General features: G+C 69.4%; 19 protein-coding genes and 5 pseudogenes. 13 read left to right on the top strand and 11 right to left on the bottom strand.

Going from position 1 to position 23933, the window contains the following annotated elements:
- Positions 1 to 2: 2 nt before the first annotated feature.
- From ACIGWZ_RS01830 to ACIGWZ_RS01815, 4 genes are all read left to right on the top strand, one after another.
- Positions 3 to 1319 (top strand): GAF domain-containing protein, encoded by a 1317-nt coding sequence (locus ACIGWZ_RS01830; protein WP_400059735.1) that lies wholly within the window; start codon positions 3 to 5, stop codon positions 1317 to 1319.
- Positions 1320 to 1389: 70 nt separating this feature from the next.
- On the top strand, positions 1390 to 1689 hold the full coding sequence (locus tag ACIGWZ_RS01825) for a cupin domain-containing protein (protein ID WP_400059733.1): 300 nt from the start codon (positions 1390 to 1392) through the stop codon (positions 1687 to 1689).
- A gap of 156 nt (positions 1690 to 1845) precedes the next feature.
- Positions 1846 to 3369 carry an aldehyde dehydrogenase family protein gene (locus tag ACIGWZ_RS01820; protein ID WP_400059731.1) on the top strand — a complete coding sequence of 508 codons (1524 nt, stop codon included), beginning with the start codon at positions 1846 to 1848 and terminating at the stop codon, positions 3367 to 3369.
- 56 nt (positions 3370 to 3425) lie between these two features.
- Positions 3426 to 4136, top strand: coding sequence for a helix-turn-helix domain-containing protein (locus ACIGWZ_RS01815; RefSeq protein WP_400059729.1), 711 nt, complete (start codon positions 3426 to 3428; stop codon positions 4134 to 4136).
- A gap of 682 nt (positions 4137 to 4818) precedes the next feature.
- On the opposite strand, the gene ACIGWZ_RS01810 is transcribed toward ACIGWZ_RS01815, so the two are convergent.
- Positions 4819 to 6180: an FG-GAP repeat domain-containing protein gene (locus ACIGWZ_RS01810; RefSeq protein WP_400059727.1), complete on the bottom strand. Its 1362-nt coding sequence runs from the start codon at positions 6178 to 6180 to the stop codon at positions 4819 to 4821.
- Positions 6181 to 7077: 897 nt separating this feature from the next.
- On the opposite strand from ACIGWZ_RS01810, the pseudogene ACIGWZ_RS01805 reads away from it, so the two are divergent.
- Together ACIGWZ_RS01805 and ACIGWZ_RS01800 are read left to right on the top strand one after the other, a co-directional pair.
- Positions 7078 to 7320, top strand: a pseudogene (locus tag ACIGWZ_RS01805) (nucleotidyltransferase domain-containing protein); the annotation flags it as partial.
- 95 nt (positions 7321 to 7415) lie between these two features.
- Positions 7416 to 8060, top strand: a pseudogene (locus ACIGWZ_RS01800) (IS5 family transposase); the annotation flags it as partial.
- A gap of 160 nt (positions 8061 to 8220) precedes the next feature.
- On the opposite strand, the gene ACIGWZ_RS01795 reads toward ACIGWZ_RS01800, so the two are convergent.
- Positions 8221 to 9096 carry a tetratricopeptide repeat protein gene (locus ACIGWZ_RS01795; RefSeq protein WP_400059725.1) on the bottom strand — a complete coding sequence of 292 codons (876 nt, stop codon included), beginning with the start codon at positions 9094 to 9096 and terminating at the stop codon, positions 8221 to 8223.
- Between the two features lie 249 nt (positions 9097 to 9345).
- Here ACIGWZ_RS01795 and ACIGWZ_RS01790 point away from each other — a divergent pair, with 249 nt between their 5' ends.
- Positions 9346 to 9594 (top strand): BON domain-containing protein, encoded by a 249-nt coding sequence (locus ACIGWZ_RS01790; RefSeq protein WP_400059724.1) that lies wholly within the window; start codon positions 9346 to 9348, stop codon positions 9592 to 9594.
- Between the two features lie 155 nt (positions 9595 to 9749).
- Here ACIGWZ_RS01790 and vph read toward each other — a convergent pair whose 3' ends face one another.
- From vph to ACIGWZ_RS01770, 4 genes and pseudogenes are all read right to left on the bottom strand, one after another.
- Positions 9750 to 10613: a viomycin phosphotransferase gene (gene vph, locus ACIGWZ_RS01785; protein ID WP_400059722.1), complete on the bottom strand. Its 864-nt coding sequence runs from the start codon at positions 10611 to 10613 to the stop codon at positions 9750 to 9752.
- Between the two features lie 54 nt (positions 10614 to 10667).
- Positions 10668 to 11701, bottom strand: a pseudogene (locus tag ACIGWZ_RS01780) (IS630 family transposase).
- A gap of 97 nt (positions 11702 to 11798) precedes the next feature.
- Positions 11799 to 12392: a hypothetical protein gene (locus ACIGWZ_RS01775; RefSeq protein ID WP_400059720.1), complete on the bottom strand. Its 594-nt coding sequence runs from the start codon at positions 12390 to 12392 to the stop codon at positions 11799 to 11801.
- 846 nt (positions 12393 to 13238) lie between these two features.
- Entirely contained in the window at positions 13239 to 14375 is a 1137-nt protein-coding gene (locus tag ACIGWZ_RS01770; protein WP_400059718.1) for an alkene reductase, read from the bottom strand.
- 65 nt (positions 14376 to 14440) lie between these two features.
- Here ACIGWZ_RS01770 and ACIGWZ_RS01765 point away from each other — a divergent pair, with 65 nt between their 5' ends.
- Positions 14441 to 14851 carry a MerR family transcriptional regulator gene (locus ACIGWZ_RS01765; RefSeq protein ID WP_400059716.1) on the top strand — a complete coding sequence of 137 codons (411 nt, stop codon included), beginning with the start codon at positions 14441 to 14443 and terminating at the stop codon, positions 14849 to 14851.
- Positions 14852 to 14979: 128 nt separating this feature from the next.
- Positions 14980 to 15174 (top strand): annotated as a pseudogene (locus ACIGWZ_RS01760) (DUF6207 family protein); the annotation flags it as partial.
- Positions 15175 to 15294: 120 nt separating this feature from the next.
- Here ACIGWZ_RS01760 and ACIGWZ_RS01755 read toward each other — a convergent pair.
- Both ACIGWZ_RS01755 and ACIGWZ_RS01750 read right to left on the bottom strand, forming a co-directional pair.
- Positions 15295 to 15493, bottom strand: a pseudogene (locus ACIGWZ_RS01755) (helix-turn-helix transcriptional regulator).
- A 278-nt stretch (positions 15494 to 15771) separates the two neighbouring features.
- The gene (locus ACIGWZ_RS01750; RefSeq protein WP_400060769.1) at positions 15772 to 16734 is read right to left on the bottom strand and encodes an SDR family NAD(P)-dependent oxidoreductase; all 963 of its coding nucleotides are present in this window, start codon (positions 16732 to 16734) and stop codon (positions 15772 to 15774) included.
- Between the two features lie 132 nt (positions 16735 to 16866).
- Here ACIGWZ_RS01750 and ACIGWZ_RS01745 point away from each other — a divergent pair, with 132 nt between their 5' ends.
- The 3 genes from ACIGWZ_RS01745 to ACIGWZ_RS01735 all read left to right on the top strand — a co-directional run bounded on the left by ACIGWZ_RS01745 (position 16867) and on the right by ACIGWZ_RS01735 (position 19445).
- The gene (locus tag ACIGWZ_RS01745; protein ID WP_400059714.1) at positions 16867 to 18060 is read left to right on the top strand and encodes a sensor histidine kinase; all 1194 of its coding nucleotides are present in this window, start codon (positions 16867 to 16869) and stop codon (positions 18058 to 18060) included.
- Positions 18057 to 18710 (top strand): response regulator, encoded by a 654-nt coding sequence (locus ACIGWZ_RS01740; protein ID WP_400059712.1) that lies wholly within the window; start codon positions 18057 to 18059, stop codon positions 18708 to 18710. Before ACIGWZ_RS01745 ends, ACIGWZ_RS01740 begins: the two co-directional genes overlap by 4 nt.
- A gap of 228 nt (positions 18711 to 18938) precedes the next feature.
- Positions 18939 to 19445 (top strand): diguanylate cyclase domain-containing protein, encoded by a 507-nt coding sequence (locus tag ACIGWZ_RS01735; RefSeq protein ID WP_400059710.1) that lies wholly within the window; start codon positions 18939 to 18941, stop codon positions 19443 to 19445.
- A gap of 70 nt (positions 19446 to 19515) precedes the next feature.
- Here the strand turns inward: ACIGWZ_RS01735 and ACIGWZ_RS01730 are convergent, their stop codons facing one another.
- The 3 genes from ACIGWZ_RS01730 to ACIGWZ_RS01720 form a co-directional block, all read right to left on the bottom strand.
- The gene (locus ACIGWZ_RS01730) at positions 19516 to 20163 is read right to left on the bottom strand and encodes a hypothetical protein (protein ID WP_400059707.1); all 648 of its coding nucleotides are present in this window, start codon (positions 20161 to 20163) and stop codon (positions 19516 to 19518) included.
- 229 nt (positions 20164 to 20392) lie between these two features.
- Complete coding sequence (locus ACIGWZ_RS01725) at positions 20393 to 21832, bottom strand: carboxylesterase/lipase family protein (protein WP_400059705.1); 1440 nt, start codon at positions 21830 to 21832, stop codon at positions 20393 to 20395.
- 50 nt (positions 21833 to 21882) lie between these two features.
- Complete coding sequence (locus tag ACIGWZ_RS01720; RefSeq protein ID WP_400059703.1) at positions 21883 to 22788, bottom strand: MBL fold metallo-hydrolase; 906 nt, start codon at positions 22786 to 22788, stop codon at positions 21883 to 21885.
- Between the two features lie 134 nt (positions 22789 to 22922).
- On the opposite strand from ACIGWZ_RS01720, the gene ACIGWZ_RS01715 reads away from it, so the two are divergent.
- Positions 22923 to 23813 carry a helix-turn-helix transcriptional regulator gene (locus ACIGWZ_RS01715; protein WP_400059701.1) on the top strand — a complete coding sequence of 297 codons (891 nt, stop codon included), beginning with the start codon at positions 22923 to 22925 and terminating at the stop codon, positions 23811 to 23813.
- The last annotated feature ends 120 nt before the right edge of the window (positions 23814 to 23933 follow it).

Below are 23933 nucleotides of genomic sequence, written 5' to 3'. Positions count from 1 at the left end.
AGGTGGTCAACCCTTGGCTGGCGCTGGAGTCGGGCGCCGACCCGGCGGCGCACACCCGTACGGTGCGGCGCGCCCATGAGGCGTTCCTGGCCGGCGGGACCGTGGCGCCGCCGGTGCGTCGCGTGGTCGCGGACTCCTGGCGCCGCTCGGCACGGGCACGGGCCGCATTGGACGGCGCGGCGCCCATCGAGTGGGACGAGCCCGCGCTGCGCGCCTACCGCGACCGGCATCCGCTGGCCCGCGCGATGCCCGTCTTCCGGGAGCTGCTGGGCAGCATCGCGCAGGACGGCGCCCATCTGATGGCCGTCTGCGACCCGCAGGGGCGGATGCTGTGGGTCGAGGGGCACCCCGGAGTTCGGCGGCAGGCGGAGCGCATGAACTTCGTCGTCGGGTCCCGCTGGGACGAACGGCACGCGGGCACCAACGCACCGGGCACCGCGCTCGCCGCCGATCACGCCGTACAGATCTTCGCGGCGGAGCACTACAACCGGCGGGTGCAGCCCTGGACCTGCGCCGCGGCACCGCTGCACGATCCCCGGACCGGACGGCTGCTGGGCGCCGTGGACATCACCGGCGGGGACCATCTGGCGAGCCCCCACAGCCTGGCCCTGGTGCAGGCCACCGCCCGCGCCGCCGAGGCCCATCTCGCCGCGGTCGCACCGGAGTTGGGCGTCTGCCTGGCCGCGCTGGGCCGGGACGAGGCGCTGCTGACCGTGGACGGCAGGCGGCTTCGGCTGGGCCGCCGCCACAGCGAGATCGTGGTGCTGCTCGCCCAGCACCCGGCGGGGCTGACGGGGGAACAGCTCGCCGTGCTCCTCTACGGCGACCGCGAGATGCGCCCGGTCACGCTGCGGGCCGAGCTGTCCCGGCTGCGGCAGCTCGTCGGCCCGCTGCTCGACTCGCGGCCGTACCGCCTGAGCCGCCCGGTCGAAACGGATCTCACCGCCGTCGAGACGGAGTTGGCTGCGGGCGACCCGACGGCCGCGCTGGACGTCTACAGCGGTCCGCTGCTGCCGCTCTCGGAGGCGCCCGGCGTACGGCGGCTGCGCATGGCGCTCGAGGACGGGCTGCGGCGCGCCGTACTCGGTACGCGGGATCCCGACCCGCTGCGCCGGTGGACCCGGACGGCCTGGGGCGAGCACGACTTGGAGATCTGGGAGGCCCTGGTGGACGCCCTGCCGGAGCGCTCCCCCGCGCGCAGCGCCCCGCTCGCCACGGCCGGACGGCTGCGGGCGGCGTACGGGCTCACGGACCGCCCGCCGGCCCGCCAGGGCAGCCTTTGCCCTTCGGTCAACCAACAATCGCCGCAGGTCACATAGCCTCTGGACATCCCTGGACCCGCTGATGGCGGCCGTCGGCCGCCCGCCGAGCCGTCTGGAGGAGCACGCCATGAACCCTGTCGATCTGCACCGCACCGCCGCCGCCCTCCAGCAGGAGTGGCGCTCCCGCCCGCTCGGGCAGGTCGGCTCCGCCTGCGTGAAGGTGCTGCGGATGAACGGGCTGCCCGTCGCGGAGGAGAGCCACCGGGACGCCGAGGCGCTGCTCGTCCTCGACGGCCGGCTCGAACTCGAGGTCGACGGCGAACTCGTGCCGGTCGGGGCGGGCGAGCTCTACCTGGTGCCCGCGGGAACCCCGCACGCGGTGCGCCCGGGAAGCCACGGAACCCTTCTGATCGTGGAACGCCCCTGAGGGCCGTCCGACGCACCTCGTCGGCCCTCCCCGGAGACCCGCCCGCCTGCCCACCCGCGCGCAACGTTCCCGCAACCTCCGCCGCCCTACCGTGCGCGCAACGCCCGCCGCACGGAGCGGCGGGCACCGCGTCGAGAGCGATTGGGAGGCCGCACCATGACCCGTTACGCCAGCCCGGGTTCCGCCGATGCCGTCATGGGCTACCAGAGCCGCTACGACCACTGGATCGGCGGCGAGTTCGTGGCGCCCGCACTGGGCCGGTACTTCGAGAACCCGACCCCGGTCAACGGGCAGCCGTTCACGGAGGTCGCCCGCGGCACCGCGGAGGACGTCGAGCGCGCCCTCGACGCCGCACACGCGGCCGCGCCCGGCTGGGCCCGTACCCCCGCCGCCGAACGCGCCGCCGTGCTCAACAAGATCGCCGACCGGATGGAGGCGAATCTGGAGGCGCTGGCGGTCGCCGAGAGCTGGGAGAACGGCAAGCCCGTACGGGAGTGCCTGGCGGCCGACATCCCGCTCGCCATCGACCACTTCCGCTACTTCGCGGGCGCCGTACGCGCCCAGGAGGGCACCCTCTCGGAGATCGACGAGGACACCGTCGCCTACCACTTCCACGAGCCGCTCGGCGTCGTCGCCCAGATCATCCCCTGGAACTTCCCGATCCTGATGGCGACGTGGAAGCTGGCCCCGGCGCTGGCCGCCGGCAACGCCGTGGTCCTGAAACCGGCCGAACAGACCCCCGCCTCGGTGCACTTCTTCATGTCCCTCATCGCGGATCTGCTGCCGCCGGGCGTGGTCAACATCGTCAACGGCTTCGGCGTGGAGGCCGGCAAACCGCTGGCCTCCAGCCCGCGGGTGGCCAAGGTCGCGTTCACCGGCGAGACCACCACCGGCCGCCTGATCATGCAGTACGCCTCCGAGCATCTGCGCCCGGTGACCCTCGAACTCGGCGGCAAGAGCCCCAACATCTTCTTCGACGATGTCTCCGCCCTGGTGGACGACTTCCAGGACAAGGCCCTCGAGGGCTTCACCATGTTCGCCCTCAACCAGGGCGAGGTCTGCACCTGCCCCTCCCGGGCCCTGATCCAGCGCGGCCACTACGCGGACTTCCTCGCCGCGGGCGTGGCCCGTACCGAGAAGATCGTCCAGGGCCATCCGCTGGACACCGACACCATGATCGGCGCGCAGGCCTCCAACGACCAGCTGGAGAAGATCCTGTCCTACCTGGACATCGGCCAGAAGGAAGGCGCCCGCGTCCTCACCGGCGGGTCCCGGGCCGAGCTGGGCGGGGAGCTGGAGGGCGGCTACTACGTCCGCCCGACGATCTTCGAAGGCAACAACGACATGCGGGTCTTCCAGGAAGAGATCTTCGGCCCGGTGCTCGCGGTCGCCCCGTTCGCCGACTTCGACGACGCCATCGGCATCGCCAACGACACGCTGTACGGCCTGGGCGCGGGCGTCTGGACCCGGGACGGCTCCACCGCCTACCGCGCCGGACGCGCCATCCAGGCCGGCCGGGTATGGACCAATTGCTACCACGCCTACCCCGCCCATGCGGCCTTCGGCGGCTACAAGCAGTCCGGCATCGGCCGGGAGAACCACAAGATGATGCTGGATCACTATCAGCAGACGAAGAATCTGCTGGTGTCGTACTCGCCTAAGAAGCTGGGGTTCTTCTAAAAACACGAGAATGGGCGCCTGACCAGGGCAGATGCCCGGCAGGCGCCCTTGCCGGGATGCGCCTGGGCCACGAGACGAAATTCGACCTTACTCCCGATTCCTCCCGCCCCTGCCGGTACTACGGGATCAGTCGCAACTGCTTCTACAAGTGGCAGCGGCGCTACCAGGAGGAGGGCATCGAGGGCCTGCGCGACCGTTCCAGCGCACCGCACCACAGTCCCGATGCCACCGACGCCGACATCGTGAACAAGATCGTCTACCTGCGGCAGAACTACCACTTCGGCCCGATGAAGATCCGGATGTACCTGCAGCGGTACCACGACATCGACATCGCCTGCTCCGCCGTCTACCGCATCCTCAAGCGGTTGGGTCTCAACCGGCTGCCCGCATCGCAACGCTACAAGCGCCACGACAGACGCTGTACCCGCTACGAGAAGCAGCTGCCCGGCAACCGGGTCCAGATTGACGTCAAGTTCATCGAGCCGATCGGCGAGCACCGGCCCCAGAGCACTGCGCACCCTCCCGCCGAAAGTCGCACCGGACGCCGCAGGCGGGCCGATCGTTGTCCGGCCAAGGCAGCGCCCGGACCGTCCGGGCCCGGCGAGACGAGGTGGACCATCAAGCCCTGGCAAGAGGAACCTGCGCCGAGTAATGGCGCCGGGCAGCCGACAAAGGCGGCCGACAACGAAGAGTGGACCTGCCACGCGACCAGCTCCCCGGATTGCTGCTCGGCAGGGCGGATGTGGAGCTGGCAAGGCAACTGCTGACCGGACCGCTGGCGTCGCCATCCCGCTCTTCACACGCCCTTCCGCTACACGGCCTCGCCATACGACCCATGCCGAGCAATATGCGCGGTGCACTGGTCAAGCGCGTCTCCGCGCTGCCCGAGGGACCGCTCGACGTCACCTGACTCACCGTCGAAACCCCGAGGCTCCGCCGCGTTTTCCTGCGCGGGAGCCCGTCTCCCGCGCAGGGTGGCACGTGACCGCACCCCTGGGTCTGGCCACCACCGAGGTGCATCTCATCTCTTGGCCTGCCGCCCCCAACGACTGACCGTGCCTGGTCCGCCCGACCATCCGAGAGGCGCTCGGCAGCTCGACAAGACCGCGGGTGGGGCCGGTGAGGTCCTTGAGGGAAGCTGGCAGGCGGTCGGCGTACCGCTGGCGCAGCACGTCCGTGGCCGAGGACACGACGGTGAGGGAGGAGTGCGAAGCCATGGAGCGATTGGCCCCCGGTCAGCAACGACCACGATAGATGACACCCCGGCGGCGCCGCCGCAGCCTTCACCTACGCGTCCAGCACCACACCCGGTAGCCGTGGACAGTGCTCAACTATGTGCGTGTGCCGGCGAGACGGGCTCGGCGATCGCATCATCGCAATCGCCGAGCCCGCGACGCACGTCAGCGTCTCATCGGCAGCCGCCGGAGACGGCTCGTCGGCTACGACACCTCAACGATGGTCTCGCAGGAGCCGCCGGCCGTGATCCAATCCGTGCCCGGGAACGTCGGACCGCCGTTGGTGTGTTGCCGTCCGCGGCCGCTTCGTCGTGTTGCGCAGCACCGACGCGTCCCTGACGAACGTCGCCGAGCTGTTGCTGTTGGCCGTGACGACATCGGGACGCCCGTCGCCGTCGAGGTCGGCTGCCGCTGCGGCCTGCGGATTGCTACCGCCGTTGAGCCCGAATGCAAGCGGGCTGCCGAACGCACCCGTGCCGTCGCCCTCAAGCACCACGACCTCGTTCGAGCCGGAGCTGGAGACGACAAGGTCGGCGTGGCCGTCGCCGTTCAGGTCGGACACCGACGCGGAGGTGAGGTTCGACCCCGCCGACAGGACGCTCGCGGTGCCGAACCCGCCCGCGCCATCGCCGAGCAGGACGGCGACGCGCCCCGGCGTGCCGGGCGCCACGGTGACGGCGTCCAGCTTGCCGTCCTCGTTGACGTCGGCGAGCTTGAGCTTGGTGGGCAGTGTCACACCGGCCGAGACGCTCGACGCCGTGCCGAAGCCCCCATTTCCGTCGCCCAGCAGCACGGAGAGCGTGCCGGTCGAATTGTTCGACGTGATGAGATCCAGATGGCCATCGGCGTTGAGATCGGCGGCCGCGATGCCCTGCGGGCCGGTACCGCCGCCCAGTCCGAACTGCGTCGCCGCGCCGAATGTGCCGTCGCCGTTGCCGAGCACTACCGAGACGTTGTTCGTGTTCACGTTGGACGTCGCGAGATCCCGCTTGCCGTCCCCGTCGAAGTCGCCCACGGCGACGTCAGTCGGGAAGCGCGCGACACACGGGTTGTCGCCCGTGGTGTCGCACCCGGGCCTCGGGTTGAGTTCCACCGCCGCTCCGGCGCCGAGGGCGCCGGAGCCGTCGCCGAGCCAGACCAGAGCGACATTGCCGCGCGCATCCTGGCTGATGACGTCCATGTGGCCGTCGCCGTTCACATCGCGGATCACTGCCGAGACGATAAAGTGGCTCGACATGGTGCGTGGCGCCGCGTACTTCGTCACAGCGCCGAACCTGCCGCCGCCCGAGCCGAGGAACACGCCGAGGCCCTCGGTACGGATCGCCGTCACGAGGTCCGGTATCCCGTCGTTGTTGAGATCTCCGATCGCAACGGCGGAGCTGCCGCGGCCGTTGTCGTCGAGGTTGACCGCGGTACCGAATCTGGTCTTGTGGGCGACGGCCGCCGAGGCCGGGCTACCGGCCATCACGACGGTCGCTACCGCGAAGATGAGCGTCAGAACTCGGCGGGACCGACCGCGCGTGAACGCAGCTGAGCGGCCGTCCGGTGTGACGTGCCGACGTGGTGATCTGTGCATGGGTGAGGCCCCTCCTCAGGGCCTGATGAACAAGAGTTGGTGACGCACTTCGGCAGTACGACCGCCGATTGGCAAAGTGCTGTGCCGGTCGTTACCGATCCGGCCCGTGCCGGCGGCGACGACTCGATCGAGTGATCGCCGGCGGTGAAGGGGGCGGTCCGGTCGTGCGGCGGCCGACCCGGCAAGGGGCCGCTGGGCGCTGGACCGGGGCGACCACGCGGCACCGTACTCGTCGGCTGTGCCCCCTCAAGATCGCAAGAGTGGCCGCCTCCGCGCTACGTACGATTCGATGAAAAAAGCCGTGATTTTCCGGGCGCTTTTGTGGTCGGAGCCTATGACCGGAGGGGATGGGCGCACACGCCCAAGGGCGGGTCGCAATTCGTCGAACTGGTCCGAGATTTCCGGTCCTTGACAGAAATCTTGAAACCGTGAGGGACTGACTCGGCTCGGTGAGACCGGAGCCGCCCCCGATCCCGTGGACACCACGGACGTGCGGCTTCTCCAGTCGATCGGCACAGCCCGGGAGACCATCCTCGTTCCGGCCGCCGATCCACTTTCCCGGCGTACGCCGGATTCCCGCTGCATCAGGCCCCGCCGGGGCCTCCGGTCAGGAGTCCTGTCGCGTACGGGATACCCGCGAGCACCTCGACGTCGTCGCCGTCGAACTCAACAGCCGCCCACGCAAAACGCTCGAAGCTTCCCGCATGCAACAGGTGATCGCATGGGTTGCGCCTGACTCGAATCACTTTCGAGTAATGGTGAAACTCGACCGATAGAGCGCTGCTTTCGCGCCGTAGCTGGTAGTCCTCGCAGGGGATCACGGGCTGTAGTGATCCGGGCCTGAGGTGCGGGAATATCTGTCGCCGCGGGTAAAGGGTCCGTGAAACGCTGACGGACATGCATCCGGATCCGATTGACCTGGCTCGACGTCTTGTGCAGGGCCGTTTTCCCGATGCGCTCGCCGTGGTTCTGGCTGGATCCACCGCCACCGGACGGGCGACCGCCAGCAGTGATCTGGACATCGCGGTGCTCATCGGGGATGGCGGCGAGACCCGCCGGGAGACGCTCCGGTTCGAGGGGCGCCTTGTGGAGCTCTTCATCCACACCCGTGTCGGTCTCGTGGAGCTCTTTGCCGCAGATGTCGCCGCGCGTCGTGGGGTGCTGCAGAGCATGTATGTCACTGGCCTCGTCCTGGTCGACACCGGTGGGGAGGCCGGACGTGCCCGGGCCCGGGCTCGGCCACCACAATCCGCAACCGCCGTGACGAGTGGATCCGGCTCGGTTTCATTGCCATGTTCAAGCGGATCGCGTTGGATTTTTACGACCGGATCGTCGGCCTCGTCCTCGACCAGATCGCCGTCGACGGCGCTATCACCAAGGCTCCTGGTGGCGGTGAGGTCGCCGGGCGCTCGCCGGTCGATCGCGGCAAACAGGGTCTGAAGCGCTCGGGCATGACGGATGGTTATGGAATCCCGCTCGGCAGGGTCCTGGCCGGAGCGAACCGCCACGACTCCCCACTGCTCGCCCCGACCCTGGACCGCCTGAACGACCTCGGGCCGCTGCCCGACGACATCACCGTGCACCTGGACGCCGGCTACGACTCGGACACCACCCGCACCCTGCTCGACGAACGCAGCCTGCACGGCCGCATCGCACACAAGGGCGAGAAAGCGCCGATCCAAGCGAGCCAGCGATGGCATGTGGAGCGGACCCACGCCTGGCAGAACGCCTTCCACCGCCTCGCCCGCTGCTACGAACGCCGGGCCACCGTCATCGACGCATTCTTCGACCTCGCCGACACGGTCATCACCGTGCGCAGCCTGATCCGACGGCCATGGACCACCCACCGATGGGACAATCGCCCTTCCCGGCGCCCATAAAGATCACTGACCCGCGCGGACTCTTAAAGCGGCTTGGTTGCAGTGAATGGTTGATCCGATGGCTCAGCCACGGTGCAGTGCCACGGTGGGGTTTCCCTTCCGAGTTGCCGTAGATACTGCCGTAGATACTGCAGTAGATCTGTTGGCCGTCGCACACGTTTCAGAAGCACAACAGGTTTTCTATCCGTAGCGGCTTCCCCGGCGGCAGCGGCGGCTCCAAGGGTTCGTCCAGGGGGACGTCCGACCAGTCGAATCGGAACGGACCTTCGTTCGGCTCGGATGGGATCCGGTCCATCAGCTCGAACGTGGCGACCGGCTGCCCGGGGCGGTGGACATCCAATTCCAGCTTGATGAAGCCGTCGAGGTCCTCGCGGGTCAGGTCGCCGGTTTCGCGCAGTTTCGCTTCGGCGGCGTCCCGTGCGCCGGCGAGTGTTCTGCACACGTGGCCGATGTCGATCCATTCAGAGTTGCTGATCCGCAGCTTCTCGCGCAGCAGGGCGAATGCGTACGAGCGCGGGCTCGTCCCCAGGGCGGGTGGCGGACCGGTCTCGGCCTCAAGCATTTCGAGGCAGGTGTCCGCTTGGTCGTCGTACGGGTCGCGGCGCAGTGCCTCGCGGTAGGCGGCTACCGCGCCATCGCGATCGCCGAGCCAGGCGAGCGCGTGGCCGAGGTGGATCGGCACGAGCGGATCTTCGGGGTCGGCGTCCAGCGCCGCCCGCGCGGCCTCAGCGGCGCGTTCGGCGACCGGGCGGCTCACATCGTCCCAGTCGTCTTCCTCCACGCCGTTGAGCGGCGGGCCTTCCAGGTCGTAGTCCCAGCCGGAGTTCACCTGGTTCTCGACGTCGGTGCAGAGACGCAGCTCGAACGCCGCGATCAGAGAGCGGCCGATCGCCACCGTCGCGGGATCGGCCTGCTCGGCGGCGTCGTAGCAGCTGCGCGCCTCGGCGAGCAGCGCACCGATCTCGTCGGTGCCGTGGTCGTCCCAGAAGCGATAAGCGCACTGGGCGAGGAGATCGAGGGCTCGTTCCACGTTCATCCGGGAAACTTGGCATATTGAGAACGGGCCTGTTGCTCCACACCCTCGTTTCGCCACCTATCCGCGTGAGCTCTAAGTAGAGATGCGTATGCCGCCAGCACAACTCGCGTGCCAGGCGGGGCAGGCCGCTGTCGGCAGCAACCAGGGCTGCGAGGTTGCAGACGCTGGAGGCTACGCGGAAGTCGCGCTGCTGAACGGCGCGGTCGGCACGGTGACGCAGGTCTGCGATTCGCTGGAGGAGCGGCGGGCATGGCGGGTGAGGTGACCAAGGCCAAGGAAGCGACGACGGACACCTGGATCACGACCAAGGTCAAAGCCGATCTGCCGACCGAGAAGGGCGTCCCCGGCTCGGACATCAGGGTGCAGACGGCCAAGGGAGTGGTCTCCCTCTCCAGCGACGTAGCGATCACGGACGCGCAGAAGGAGATGGCGTACGCCATTGCCAGGAAGGTCAAGGGCGTTAAGGGCGTCGCTGCCGACGGCCTCAAGTCGGAGTAGCGACTCTCCCGGAGATGCCCTCCTGCGTACGCAGGAGGGCATCGTTGTGAGCACCGAGAACCTGCGGCAGTTTTATACTTAGTGCTGTGACCAAATAGGTTCGCCGGGTTGCTGTTGATTTGAAGTGCTCGATGAAGCGGATGTGCTGGTGTGCCTCAGCGGTAGTCGGCCAGGCCGTCCGCGAGTTCTTCTTCGTCGCCGTCGCGGATTGCGTAGAGGGCTTGCTGCAGGGCGAATGTGCCGCGGATCGCGGCTATGCGGGTAAGGAGTCCGTGGTTTGACCAGCTGCCCAGGGCGAGCACCCGCTCCAGGAGCTCACGGCCGTAGCTGGCACCGATGGCTGCGAGGTCCTCGGCCGGGTCGCTGAGTGTGACATCGTCCCAGTCGAGTACTCCGGAGAGGTGCGGCAGGCCGTGCGTCCACTCCCACAGGACGTTTTCGGCACCAAGGTCGCCATGCACCAATGCTCGGGTGACGTGGGGAAGGCTGTCGAGTGCTGCGAGTTCCCGCTCGGCCCGGAGGCGCCCGTTGCCGGACATGAGCTGGAACAGCTCCACGCGCACGTTCTCCGCGAACCGCCGCCACCGGCCTTCTGGTGCCTGAGGGAGAACTGCTCGTGCCGTCTCGTCGGTGCCGGCACGGGCCAGACCGGACAGCAGCGCGGCATACTGCGTCGCCACGGTGTCAACCACTTGGGAATCGTTGAGTGCGTCGGTCTCCAACGGTTCCCCGGGAATGCGGCTGAGTACCAGGAACGGCGCCTCGTCGGTGCCGTGGGCGCCGCCCTGGCGCAGCGGCTCAGGTGTGCGGAAGCCGAGGTCGAGGCCGGCGAGTGCGTGTAGTGCGGCCACACGCTCGGGCAACCGGGCGGCCGCTGCCCTGGTGCGAGGCAGGCACACGACGCGGTCTGAGCCAACAACCACGATGTGGAATTGCCCCTGACGTACTGCAAGGTCGTCCAGTTTGTCGTCGGGCAGCAGACGGCTCAGGAGTGCGCGATGCGTCGTACGGATGCTCACGAGTGTGACCTTTGGATCCTTCGACGGGTCGGAGGCGATGTACACGAAGTGCTGTCAGGCCGCGCCAGCGAGCGGGCGTCCGCCCAGCGGATGCCCTTCTCGCTGCGGATGCGGGCCCGTTCTCGGCGTTGAGCGGCCAGGACCTCGGGATGGCGGACGTTGGCGCTGCGCCAGCGCAGGTAGCGGTGCAGGGCCTGGGTCTGCGCGGGGTGGCTGCGGTGGTGAAGCACAGCTCGGCCTTGTTCTTCTTCGCCCGGCGGCGGATGTCGGCGCCGGTGTGGGCGGAGAGGTTGTCCAGGATGATGTAGATCGGGGCTCCGTCGGGCCGGGCGGCGCGGATCGGCTTCAGCGCGGCCAGGGTGTTGGCGGTGCCCTTGCGGCGCCGGTTGACGCCCCATGGCCGGTCGTCGCCCACGGAGTAGCGGCCGTGGAAGTAGGTGACGCCGTGGGTGCGGTGGTAGGTCGCCGGCAACCGGTCGGGCTTGCCCCGCTTCGCCCAGCAGGAGCCCGCAGTGGGCCGGATCCCCAGCGGCCCGAACTCGTCGAAGGCGAAGACCCGGTCCGGGAAGTGCTCCAGGACGTGCTCGATCCAGTCGAGTTCGGCGTCGCGTTCGGGGTCGGGGGACTCCTTCCAGGTCTTGGTGCGCTGGAAGGTGATGCCGCGGCGGCGGAGCAGACACCGTAAGGCTTCGCGGCCGATGCGCCCGTGGACGCGGCGCAGGTAGGCGGCGCGTTTGCGGATCGACCAGCGGGTGAAGGGCTGGCCGAGTTTGGTCGGGCGGGTGGTGGCGGTCTGGATGACGAAGTCTTCGTCGTCAGGGGTGAGCAGGCGGGGACGGCCCTCCCGCCCCTTGAGGGGCCAGGCAGGCCAGGCCGATCTCGTTGAACCGGTGGATCACCTCCCGCACCGTGTCCTCGTCGGCCTGGACCAGCTGGGCGATCACCGGTACGCGGTTTCCGCCGGCGGACGCCAGCAGCATCATCGCCCGGCGATAGCGCACCGAGCTGGTGCTGCCCCGGCGCACGATCTGCTGCAGCTTCTGCCCTTCCTGGTCGGTCAGTCTGCGCACCCGCACAGGCTCGGCCACCACATCTCCAGCGATCGGAACGGACGTCACCGCCCATCCAACCGCTCCAACTACCAACCCGGCGAACCTATTCGGTCACAGCACTAGCGGCCTTTCTTTACCGCTGGCTGTTGCGGAAGCCAGTGATCACTGTGCCCCACCAGCAGACCTGGGATATCAGGGCGGAACCGGCCCCCCAGGCCAGGAAACGGCGCGGCGGCTGTTCGCTGGGCCGCCGGGCGGCCATGCGCCGGTTCAGCAGGCCGGCCTGCAGCCCGTTGAGGGACAGCAGCAACACCATCACCAGCTTGATGCGGGTGAGTGTCGAGGAGGTGTCCGGGTGCAGCAGCATGCCGCTGCCCACCAGGCCCGCCAGGCCGGCCCAGATCGGCGTGTGCAGCCGGGCCGCACTGTCGAGAGCGTCGGTCAGTGCCATCCGGCCGGTCAGCCACAGCAGGCCGTAGTAGTCGGCGACGAGCACGGCGCCGAAGCCCAGCACCAGCGTCGCCAGGTGCACGAAGAGCGCCGCGGTGTGCAGCGAGGCGTCCGCCTGCAGATGCCCGGAGACCCATACTGCGGCACCCCACGCGGCACAGACGGCGAGCGCGGCCGCCGCGACGGTCCACCACGAGTCGTACAGCCCCACGGGGCGGGTGCGCCGGGCGCTCCTCGCCCAGCCCGGCGTCGGCCGCGAGTCGAGGAGGAGAGACATAGACGGGTCGCGGGGCGGGGCGGTGGACACACTTCTCCAATCAAGTAAGGCGAGGCTTACCTCACCACTGGTGAGTGGTCACTATGACTGGCGGAGCCCTTGATCACCAGTCGTGATGACTGTTGTGACCACCTCGTTGCCGAGCCGAGACCGACAGGGACGTGCCAGCAGGCCGACCGCGTCGGAAGCCGTTGACGCCCGCAACGGAAGGTCACCGGTACTGAACGCCCTGGCCTCGATGCCGAGGTCCCCGAGCAGACGGCGGACGCGATGTTCGATCTCGTCGCGGACAGGGCGTATGGCGCGCGACCCGTCGGACAAGCCTCCGCCACGGTCTTCAGCCGGCCGATCGCGTCCGTCAGCCGGACCCCGCCGCCCTTCCCGTCAGAGGCTCCCGAGCTCGGCGCGGCCGACGGCTTACTGTCCTCGTCGGGTGCCTTCGGCGTGCAGGCGACCGCGGACAGCAGCACGAACGGACAGGCCAACGCGGCAAGGTGACGAATCTGAAGTATCAGACCCCCGGAGGCGGCGAAAGGACATCAGGCCCTTGGTGTCTACCCAACTCCAGGGCCGGAGAGCTGTGTGCGACTGCTTGCCCGAGCGCCGGCCTTACACATCCGGGTGACGCCCGCCGGCACGGAGAACTCCGCCAGGCACGCACGGCGTCTGCAATGTCATGAAGATCGGGAGGAGGGACGTCGGCACGATTTCCTGCCACCAAGGGCGCGACGGTCATCGTGAGAAGCCGCCCACAGCGATCTCGATCCACTGATGTTCCGTGGGGTAGGGATCGGTCGGCTCAGCACGGTGACCCGGGTGCTGTAGGGCGGCCCTGGCTCGCGATGGTCACGTTCCGACGGGTTCGGGCGTCTCGGCTCGGTGCTCGGCAGCCAGCACCGGATAGTCGGTGTACCCGGTCTCACCGCCCGTGTACATCAGGCCCTGGTCTCGCACCGGGTTGAGCGGTGCGCCGATGCGCAGTCGTTCGACCAGGTCGGGGTTGGCAAGGAACGGGCGGCCGAGTGAGATCAGGTCGGCTCCCGCGGCGAGCAGCCGCTCGCCCTCGTGCTTTCCCCCGTCGGCCGGCAACGGTTTCCCCCACCCGAGTACCGGGTTGGCGATCAGCGTGCCCGGCCAGGTCTTCCGGATCTCCTGGAAGAGGGGCTGGTCCGGATCCGCGAAGACGACGTGCAGGTAGGCAAGGCCGGCATCGGCCAGGGCAGCGATGAGCGCCGGGTAGATGTCCTCGGTGTCGCCCTCGTCTATGCCGTTGACGGTGAGTCCGGGCGCGATCCGCACACCTACCCGCTCCGGGCCGATCGCGTCGGCGACGGCCTGGACCACCTCGACCGTGAACCGAATGCGTCCGGCCACCGAGCCGCCGTAGGCGTCGGTGCGATGGTTGGTTCCCCGCGCCAGGAACTGGTGCAGAAGGTAGCCGTTGGCGGAGTGCACCTCCACTCCGGCGAAGCCCGCGTCGATGGCGTTGCGGGCAGCAGCGGCGAAGTCGGCCACGGTGGAGCGGATCTCGTCGATGGTCATCTCACGAGGCACGACGGCGGACTGGTGCCCGTCGGGGGTGAAGATCGTCTCCGGGAGCGGGACCGCAGAGGGCGCAACCGGCGTCAGCCCGCTGTTGTCGGGGTGGCCGACCCGGCCACCGTGCTGCAACTGCAGGAACATCCGGCCGCCCGCAGCGCGCACGGCGTCGGTGACGTCTCGCCATCCGGCCACATGTGCCTCGTTGTAGATCGCGGTGATGTTGGGGTACGTCTGCCCCACGGCGTTCGGCGTAGAGGCCTCGGCGATGATCAGCCCCGCTGAGGCACGCTGTGCGTAGTAGGTCGCCATGATCGGTTGCGGGACACCGTCGGCCCCGGCGCGGTTGCGGGTCATTGGCGCCATCACCAGGCGGTTGGGCAGGCGCAGGGCGCCGAGCTGGGCGGGTTCGAAGAGGCGGGAGTCAACCGGTGTGTTCGTCATGCCGGTACGGTAGGACCTGACATCAGTGTCAGGTTCAAGTCCTGAGTCGGCATGCGAGGTGGGGAATGCGGATCGGTGAGCTGGCTCGGCGCAGTGGGGTCAGCGAGCGTTCGCTGCGCTATTACGAGACGCAGGAGCTCCTGAGGGCCGAGCGCACTCCCGGTGGCCAACGGCACTACGGCGAGTGGGCGGTCGACCGGGTCATCCGCATCCAGGCACTCTACGCCGCAGGGTTGCACAGCAAGAAGATCGCGCAGCTGCTCCCCTGCATGCGTGACGCGGACGGCGCCCCGAACGAGATCGCCACGCCACAACTGGTCGACGAACTCACTGCGGAACGGGATCGCATCAATCGAATGATCACCGACCTGATCCGCTCCCGCGACGTCCTGGACGAGGCCATCACCACAGCCTCGGCTGGACTGCGCGCCTCCGCCGCCCCCCGCGCCGATACGGTCGGGGCCACCCACGGATAGTGGGTTGACTGGCAGAAGCCACGCGCCGTCCCCGAGACCGCCATCAACGCGTCAGGCAAAATCCTGACGACGAGCGTTCACCCCACAGACCCTCGCCTGGTTCCACCCCGAGCCTGGGTAGGTGGGGAATGCAGGCAAGCAGGTCTGGGGAGCCCCTGAGCAGGGGGTGGGGATGTTCAACGAGCGCCAACAATGTCAGCGAACCGGGCCTGCTCGTCGTGGACATCACCGCCGACGAAGAAACCGCCACCAAGGCGGTCGCCGCGCTGGGCAGGCTGTGGCTCTCCAGCGGCCCCTCCGCACCCTGGCACACCCCCGGACAACCCGGCGTCACGGTGGACCGCGCCGGCGGCGGCCTGCCAAGCTCCACGCGGACAACCGCACTTGGAAACGGTTGCGCCGGCCAGGGCGCTCGCGTATGTCCCGGAAGCGGACGTGGTAACTCATCGCCAAGTGTCGGGATCCCTCTCACACGCCTCCCACCAGGCGTCCAGGTCCGTACGTCGGCACCGGAGTTCACCGTTGGGCAACTTGATCATTCGGGGGGGGCTCCCCGCGGGCACGCATGCGGTAGAACGCCGAGGGGCTCATGCGGATCTCTGCAAGAACTTCGGCGAGCTTCAGCGCGGGAGGGTGAGCCATGCATTTTCACCTTCGAACTGTGGAGCAGTTCAGAGGGGCAAAGCAGACGCACTCCGCCGCACACCACACAAACCCTCGCCGCCATGTATGCGCTCATCGCCGAAGAGACGACAAAGCACAGCTGAACATTGTGGATCGATACTTGAGGATCACTCGTAAAGCCCGCTGAGCACGCCCAAGGCCGGGCGGTCATGCGATTGCGAGTAGACAGCTCTGAGGTATAGCCGCAGAAAATGCGGGTTGATCAGGTGGGTGATACAAACGTCCAGGGCCCAATCTCAGGTACCACTCGGCTGGATCATTTTCCGGCCCGCGGTGCTTCCGCCGTCCACGGTGACCGACGCACCCGTCATATAGGGGAAGTCGTCGGAGGCGAGCCCGAGCACCGCGCGTGCGATCTCCTCGGCGTCGGCCATCCGTTCGAGCCCGTCGACGTTGATCGGCCCCCACGCCTGCTTGTACGTGGCCCATTCCTCGTCAGGGATTCCCGGAGGGCGGACGAAGGGGGTGTCGGTGGTGCCGGGCAGCAGGGCATTGAGCCTGATTCCCTTGGGTCCGTACGCGAGCGCCGCGGACTTCACTATGCCCTGCACCGCCCGCTTGCTTGCGGTGTATGCGGCGCCGTTCGGCCGCGCCTGTTCGGCCGCTGACGACGAGGTGCAGATGATGACGCCGCGCTGCGCCTTGAGCATGTGCGGAATCTCGTACTTGATCGCGAGGAACACTCCCCGGGCGTTGGTGGCCTGGACGTCATCCCACTCCTCGACGCTCATCTCATGGGGTAGTTTGCCGCCGCCGATGCCGGCGTTGTTGAAGGCCACGTCGATGCCGCCGTAACGACTCGCGACCCGGTCCACGAAGCTGCGCACCTGGGCGTTTACGCGTACATCAGCTTGGATGTACGTGGCTTCGCCGCCCGCGTCCCGAATCTCCCGTTCCACCTGGCGCCCCAACTCGGCTCGCCTGCCACAGAATCCGACATGAGCCCCTTCCCCTGCGAATGCCTTTGCCGCTGCCCTGCCGATACCCGATGTGGCACCCGTGATGAGTACCGACCTGCCCTGGAAGCGGCCGGCCTTTGTGCGGGACCTGGACCGGGCGCCGACCGCTTGGGCGCTGGTGCCGAAGGCCGCGCTCGCCAGGCCCAGGGCGGCAGCACCACCGAGAAGGGCCCGCCGCCCCGTGGACCCGGATTGCGCGTTCGCGTGGGTACTCGTGTCCGTGTTCGCATGCGTATCCATGGCGATCACGCTCGCAGCCCGTCCAGGGCACACGGCTCCCTCCTCGGGCCGGACATCGCGGCCGGTAGGAGGAGTTGCCCTCCTCCCATGGCAGGACCCCAGGCGCACGGGCGTCCGCCTATCGTGGGCCGCGTGAACCGACCTTGGATCGAGCTTGCGTTCGACAGGGGATTCGCCGTCATACGGGTCCTGGCGCTCGCCGGCGTCCTGATCGGAGATTTCCTGCTGCTGCAGCGGCCGTCCGGGGCCGGAGACTGGGGCCTTGCCGCAGCCGGGCTCGTGCTGTGCCTGGCCGCGGGTAAGTGGGCGTTCGGCGCGCTCCTGGCGCAGTCGGTCCTGCTCGTTGCCGCTCACGCGTTGGGCGCGAGCACCGTTTCTTCGTTGAAGGTGCTGGCCGCCGTGACTCTCTTCGAGCTGGCGGTTCGGCACTCCGGGCGCCTCCTGGCCGCCGGGACGACGGCACTGGCGCTTGCCGTCGCCGTGAACCGCCTTGAGGACCTGCCCGGCGCGCTCCTTCCGGTGCTCTACAAGATGGGCATCGTCGCGGGCCTGCCGCTGCTCCTGGGCTCGTACGTACGCGTGACCCGCGACGCCGCAGTGCACGCCCGTCAGTACGCGCAACAGCAGGAACTCCGGGCCGAACAACAGCTGCTGGCCGCCCGTGCAGTGGAACGCACCACCATCGCACGCGAGTTGCACGACCTCGTGGCCCACCACGTCTCTTCCATGGTGCTGCGCGTTGGTGTCGCCCGGCATGTCGTCGCCGCCACCAGCACCACCGACCCGCGGATCGCCGATGTCCTCGACGACCTCCACTCCAGTGCCGGCGCGGCGCTGACCGATCTGCGGCGCCTGGTGGCGGTACTGCGTGCCCCGGACCGGACCGGTCCCGACACCGGCTCCCTGGTCACGCCCGGGGCACTGCCGGCGGCATTGGAGTCGGTGGTGGAACACAGCCGCCAGAGCGGCCTGGCCGTCACCGCTTCCGTGGATCCCCGTGTCGCGCGGCTCGACGCGGTACGTGGCCTCGCGGTCCTCCGCCTGGTCCAGGAGGGCCTGGCCAACGCGGCCAAGCACGGCGGGCCCGGTGCACACGCCGAGCTGACCGTGCGGGTGGCCGATAACGCCATCCACGTGACGATCCACGATGACGGGGCCGGAAGGGCCCGGCCACCGGCCCCAGGCCCTTCCGGCCACGGCTTGATCGGCATGCGCGAACGCGTGGACCTGCTCGGCGGCCGGCTGGATGCGGGCCCCGCAGCTCAGGGCTGGCGGCTCACGGCCGAACTGCCCGCCTTCGTCACCGATATGGAGCTCTCGCTGTGATCCGCATCCTCGTCGTCGATGACCAGCAGCTTGTCCGCATGGGACTGCGCATGCTCTTCGAGCAGGCGCAGGACATCGAGATCCAGGGCGAGGCGGACAACGGCGCGGAGGCGGCACGACTGGCTGAACGCCTCGCTCCCGACGTCGTCCTCATGGACCTGAGAATGCCCGGCATGGACGGCATCACGGCCACCCGCCGCATCCTGGCCGCGCGCCCTGCCACCCGGATCGTCGCCCTCACCACGTTCGACGACGACGACCATCTGTTTCCGGCGCTCGCGGCCGGAGCCTGCGGTTTTCTCGTCAAGGACACCCCACCGACCGAACTCCTGGAAGCCGTACGCCGGGCGGCTAACGGAGAGGCCCCCTTCAGCCGGGACGTCCTTGGCCGCCTCGTCGCCCAGGCCCTCCACACCCGTTCCTCCGGCGACACCCCTACGGACATCCCGGTGCAAGCCATCACCCCGCGCGAGCGGGAGGTACTCGGACTGCTCGGCGCGGGCCTGTCCAACAAGGAGATCGCCGACCGGCTGCATCTCGGGGTCACCACGGTGAAAACGCACGTGGCGAGCCTGATGGCGAAGACCGGCCGGGACAACCGCATCCGTCTCGCCGTGCTCGCCGCCCTTACCGGCATCACTCCGGACTGACCCGCCCCTGCTCCGAGAGAGCCGCCGCGCCGAGACGGGCGCAGCACCGACCCGCCAAGCCCCGTGATCACGGCAGCGGCTGCGAGTTCACGCTCCGCGCCTTTGCCCGCTCCTGACTGCCAGGGGCGACCGCGGACGCAGAAGTGCCCGAGGCAGACGCACACGGCCTGGAAACCCGCGCCTGCCTCGGGCCACCCACCCCGTACGAGACGAGAGGGAGCCACCAGTATGGGCTCCAACGCACACGTACCTGCCCTTACGGCGAACCGCGCTCTGCTCATCACCAGCGTCGCCGTATCCCTGACGGGCTGGACCCTGCACGCCGTCAGCCTCCACCGGCGCCTCACCGCGGACCGCCTCGCCCGCTGGGTCGGCCCCCACGGAATCGTCGGACGGCTCGGCGGAGACGAGTTCGCCGTCGCGAAGCGGATGGAGGCCCGCACCGCATACGACGCGATGTCGCAGCGCCTCCGACTGCTGATGGGCGCGCTGCACGAACCGGTGCCCACCGAGGCCGGGCTGCTCCCCGTTGCCGCCTCGGTCGGCGCCGCCGCCTCCGGCCACCTCGGCACCCGGACCCTGCCCGCCCTGCTGCGCGGCGCCGACGTCTCGATGTACCGGACCAAGCACTCCGGCCGGTACGGCTGGGCGGAGAGCGAGGACCTTCAGGTGCCCACCGTCAACGGCCGCCGCGAGGGCCGCCGGGGCACCGCACCGCAGGAGCGTGCCGCATGACGACCGACTCGACGGCGGCGACTGGATCCGCGGCAGCACGCTCCGCCGGCGCGCCCCGCCAGGATCGCCCTCACCTCGGCCGCGCCTCCGTGGTCCTTCCGGGCAGCTGGGCGAGCGCCGCGATGAACGGGGCGGGAAGGTAGGCGGGCCAGCCGTCCTGGCCCGTCCGGTATGCGACGTACCCGAGCGCGCCGCCCGCAGCCACCTCTTCAGCCGTCTCCGCTTCGTACACCACCCGGCAGCCGCCGGCGGCCCTTTTGGCCCGCTCCCACAGAGCGGGCGCGGGCTTCCGTTCGGCCTCGTCCCGGGGGGTGAAGATACGGTCACCGAAGTCGGCCCACGCGAACGGCGTTGCGCCCTTCCAGTCCTGATCGACCGCCTCCTTCAGCCTCGCCGCGCGCTCGGCATCGGTGGCCCCCCAGGAGGACGGCACGTTTGTGATGAGGCCGACGGGTATGTGCCGGGCACGCAGCGCGCGCAAATGCGCCGCGGCTTGAGGCATGTACCGCACGCTGTTGTCCTCGGCGGTGTGCACCAACGTCTCGCCGAGGTCGAAGTACGCCACCACACACCCGCCACGCGGGCCGGTGTCTCCGGCGGCGTGGGGTGCCTTCCCGGCGGCTGCGCCGGCGGTCGCCGCGGGGACGGTCATCGCCGCCACGCTGCCGAGCACGAGGAGGATGCGGTGGGTGGTTTTCCGGGCGAATGTTGTCTTCATGGGGGGTGACCTTCTCCCTTGGGGACATCAGATCGTATACGTGCCATGCGCACGCCATACCCCCGTTGCGCGAGTAGGCACCTTTTCCTACGACGGCCGTATCGGCCCTGCGATAGGGGAGATTGACCGTCCGTCAGCTCAGATTGTCAACGGCATCAGGGGCTTCCGGAGTCATGGCGAGGACGGCTCCCAGCGTGGCGAGCCCGCGCGGTGCCGCAGGCAGGCTGCGTCAGCCGCCGAAGACCTTCACCACCGGTTGTTCCGGGTCATGGGCGGCCCAGCCCGGGTCACCGTCGCGGGCGAACGCGATCCAGGCACCGTGCATTGCCTGGGCAAGACCCGCCGGCGGTGCGTCCGGGCCCAGCAGGCCGCTGTCGCCGTGCAGCCACGGCTCGTCGGCAAGGTCGAACACGTAAGGCAGCTCGACCGCGTGCGTGGCGCCGAGCCGGCCGTCGAGGGCCGTCGAGCGCTGGGCGAACGAGTAGACGTGCGTCCGGCGGCCCGAAATCCGGGAGTGCGCCCTGGCCATCCGGGTGCTGCCGGCGCCGAACAAGGCATCGCCGAGCAGTGCCGAGCGCAGTTCTCCGGGCGGAGCGCCCGGACGGGCTGCTCTGCAGGCCGCGACCGCGGCGGCGGGTTCGGCGTACCCCGCTGCGGCGACGGCGAGGACGTCGGCTTCGGTGGAGGATTCCAACTGCCCCTGGGGCACGAGGTACAGGTTCCCCTCCTCGGTGTTGCTGCCGATGAGCACGGAGACCTCGGCGGCAGGCCCTTCGGCCAGCGCGTCGGCGGGCTGGACGGGCAGGACCAGGCCGAACGGACTCAACCCGAGCAGCGGGTCCCTGGCCGTGGCGGTGCGCAGGTCGAGCCCGGCCAGCTCCGGCAGGATGCCGACGAAGCGCTCGTCCGGGACCGCGGCGAACTGCTCGGCGGCCGCTCGGACGCCGAGCGCTTTCGCGGCCGTCTCGGTGACTCGCTGGGCCTGCTCGGGGGTGAAGGCGCCGGTACCGGTGCCGCTTTGGATGATCGCGCGGCGGAACAGGCCGTCGGCCTCCGGTGTCGCGAGCAGCACGCCGGTGATCGTCGCGCCCGCCGACTGCCCGAATACCGTGACGTTGCCGGGGTCGCCGCCGAAGGAGGCGATGGTGTCGCGCACCCAGCGCAGCGCAGCCAGTACGTCGAGCAGACCGCGGTTCGGCGGGGCGCCGGGGAGGTCGAGGAAGCCGGGAATGCCTACCCGGTAGTTCACCGTCACCAGGACGACACCGTCGCGGGCGAAGGCCTTGCCGTCGTACAGCGCGGCGCGGTGGGAGCCGGTGACGAACCCACCACCGTGCACGAAGACCATGACCGGGCGCTTCTCGCCGTCTGCGGCCGGGGTGCGGATGTCGACGGTCAGGTACTCGTCGCCCGGCACCCAGCCCGGCCCGAAATAGGGGGTCATGTCGAGACGCCCGAAGGCGCGGACCGGCTGTGGTGCCGTCGGCGAGGGCTGCGTGGCGTCCCTGACCCCCGACCAGCCGGGATGCGGTACGGGTGGGGCGAAGCGTCGGGCGCCGCGCGGGGCCTTCGCATACGGGATGGCCCGGTACAGATCGCCGAACCGGTCGTGCAGACCGCGCACGGCGCCCGAGGAGGTCACGACGACCGGGTGTGAGTGCTGGGACACGGCAAACTCTTCCTGGGGCACGGGAAACTCCTCCTTTCGGTCTCGGCGCTTCACACCATGCGGGAGAACCCCGCCCATTCCCTGATGACGAACTTCGAGCCGTCCCTCTCGACCGCGGCCGCGCCGTGGCCGCCCAGGTGAGCCGGGAGAACGAGGGCATTGTTCTCGGCCGCGCGGCCGAGCAGCTTGTGCCGCGTCGTCCGCGCCTGGACCGGGTCCTCGCAGAAACAGGAATTGGTGTCCGGCTCCATGATCTGCAGAGCGGTGTGCACCAGGTCCCCGACGAAGAGCGCACGATCGCGGCCCGATTCCAGCGTCAGCACGGACGACCCCGGAGTGTGGCCGGGCGCGAGATCCAGCCGCAGGTTCTTGTCGATCCGGTAGGAGCCGTCCCACAGTTCGGTCAACCCGAGCCGGTACACCGGGGCGACGCTGTCCTCGAACACGTTCTGGTTGCCGCGGCCGAGCAGCGATTCGTGGCCGTTGGCCGGGTTCCAGAAGTCGAAGTCCCGTCGCGGCATGAGGTAGGTGGCATTCGGGAAGGTCGGCACCCACGTGCGGCCGTCGAGGTGGGTGTTCCAGCCGACGTGGTCGATGTGCAGGTGGGTGTTGACCACGATGTCGACGTCTTCGGGCCGGACGCCGGCCGCCGCGAGGTCGTCGAGGTAGCCGGTGTCGAGACGGTTCCAGACCGGCGCGTACGGCCGGTCCTTGTGGTTGCCCACACCCGTGTCGACGAGGATCGTGCGCCCTTCGCTGTGCAGCAGCCAGGACTGGATCGCCGAGTTGCACTCGTTCGTGGCGGGGTCCCAGAAGTCCGGTACCAGGACGGGGTGATGCCGCTCCCATGCCCCCTCGGGGCTGTCCGGGAAGAACTCTGCCGGAGCCATCCCGACTGAGCCGTAGTACTCCTTGACGCGAGTGACGGTGACGTCACCCAGGCTGATCTGTTGCATGGTCTTCCTCGGGTTTCGGGCGCGTGGCCGGATGCTCCCGAGCTTGGGCACTGTCGCCCGGCCCGGCCAGCCCCGCTGTGTCCTACCCCTCTCAGGGGGTGGCTGCATCCCTTGCCGCCTTGCACACTGCACGTATGGACGGACCTGGCCCCCTGGGCGACTTCCTGCAGGCGCGCCGGGCTCGGCTCCGGCCAAAGGACGTGGGACTGCCCGCCTTCGGGCCTCGCAGGGTGGCGGGGCTGCGCCGTGAGGAACTGGCGCAACTGGCAGGCGTCAGCGCCTCCTACTACACCCGGCTCGAACAAGGGCTGTCCCGCGGCGCCTCGGCCGAGGTGCTCGACGCCATCGGGAGGGCACTGCGACTCGGCGACCACGAGCGCGCTCATCTCGCCCGGCTCGCCGACGCCTCACGCCGCAGGCCCCGGGTCCGCCGTCCGCGGCCGGAGAAGGTCGCAGGCGAGACACGGGACCTGATGCGCGCGCTGGACGGTGTTCCGGCTCTGGTTCTGGGCCGCCGCACCGATGTGCTCGCTTGGAACAGCCTGGGTCATGGGCTGCTCGCCGGGCACCTGGATCCGCTCGCTCCGCAAAGCCCGGGGCGGCGCCCGAACATGAGCCGGATACTGTTCCTCGACCCGCACTGCCGTGAGCTGTACCAGGACTGGAACCGCAAGGCGCGCGCGGTGGTGGGCAACCTGCGCACGGTGGTGGGCCGGCACCCGGAGGACCCGCTGCTGGCAGAGCTGATCGGCGAGTTGACGATGAAGAGCCCCGAGTTCGTCGCGCTGTGGCGCGACCACCGCGTGTCGCCCTGCGACGCGGCGTCCTACGACCTGCACCATCCGGTGATGGGACCGCTGACAGTGACGCAACAGACGCTCGCTCTCGTCCGCTCACCGGAGCAGGTCCTCGTGGTGTGCACGGCGGCCGCAGGGTCCTCGTCGGAGGCCGCTCTCGCATTGCTCCGGCAGGCGGGCGCGCGGCGGCCGGAGACCAGCGGCGCGATGCAGCGGGAAAGTCGGTAGCCGGGGCCCGCCTGGGCGGTACCAACACCCCTGCCCCAGCCTGCGGTCGAAGTCCGCAATATAGCGGGCGAAAGGGCCTGGCAGCGTCCAGGGGACGCTGCCGGACCCCGCGGCGGTCGC

It is taken from the genome of Streptomyces sp. NPDC053427 (assembly GCF_044544985.1).
GTDB lineage: Bacteria > Actinomycetota > Actinomycetes > Streptomycetales > Streptomycetaceae > Streptomyces.
The sequence above is the reverse complement of the archived record's forward strand: the minus strand, read 5'-3'. Positions and strand labels throughout refer to the sequence as shown.

Excerpts from the sequence above, each read along its gene's own strand:
- ACIGWZ_RS01825 (WP_400059733.1), top strand. The coding sequence starts at position 1,390 with ATGAACCCTGTCGATCTGCACCGCACCGCCGCCGCCCTCCAGCAGGAG.
- ACIGWZ_RS01820 (WP_400059731.1), top strand. The coding sequence starts at position 1,846 with ATGACCCGTTACGCCAGCCCGGGTTCCGCCGATGCCGTCATGGGCTAC.
- ACIGWZ_RS01815 (WP_400059729.1), top strand. The coding sequence starts at position 3,426 with ATGCGCCTGGGCCACGAGACGAAATTCGACCTTACTCCCGATTCCTCC.
- ACIGWZ_RS01810 (WP_400059727.1), bottom strand. The coding sequence starts at position 6,180 with ATGCACAGATCACCACGTCGGCACGTCACACCGGACGGCCGCTCAGCT.
- ACIGWZ_RS01795 (WP_400059725.1), bottom strand. The coding sequence starts at position 9,096 with ATGAACGTGGAACGAGCCCTCGATCTCCTCGCCCAGTGCGCTTATCGC.
- ACIGWZ_RS01790 (WP_400059724.1), top strand. The coding sequence starts at position 9,346 with ATGGCGGGTGAGGTGACCAAGGCCAAGGAAGCGACGACGGACACCTGG.
- ACIGWZ_RS01775 (WP_400059720.1), bottom strand. The coding sequence starts at position 12,392 with ATGTCTCTCCTCCTCGACTCGCGGCCGACGCCGGGCTGGGCGAGGAGC.
- ACIGWZ_RS01770 (WP_400059718.1), bottom strand. The coding sequence starts at position 14,375 with ATGACGAACACACCGGTTGACTCCCGCCTCTTCGAACCCGCCCAGCTC.
- ACIGWZ_RS01765 (WP_400059716.1), top strand. The coding sequence starts at position 14,441 with ATGCGGATCGGTGAGCTGGCTCGGCGCAGTGGGGTCAGCGAGCGTTCG.
- ACIGWZ_RS01750 (WP_400060769.1), bottom strand. The coding sequence starts at position 16,734 with ATGGATACGCATGCGAACACGGACACGAGTACCCACGCGAACGCGCAA.
- ACIGWZ_RS01735 (WP_400059710.1), top strand. The coding sequence starts at position 18,939 with ATGGGCTCCAACGCACACGTACCTGCCCTTACGGCGAACCGCGCTCTG.
- ACIGWZ_RS01730 (WP_400059707.1), bottom strand. The coding sequence starts at position 20,163 with ATGAAGACAACATTCGCCCGGAAAACCACCCACCGCATCCTCCTCGTG.
- ACIGWZ_RS01720 (WP_400059703.1), bottom strand. The coding sequence starts at position 22,788 with ATGCAACAGATCAGCCTGGGTGACGTCACCGTCACTCGCGTCAAGGAG.
- ACIGWZ_RS01715 (WP_400059701.1), top strand. The coding sequence starts at position 22,923 with ATGGACGGACCTGGCCCCCTGGGCGACTTCCTGCAGGCGCGCCGGGCT.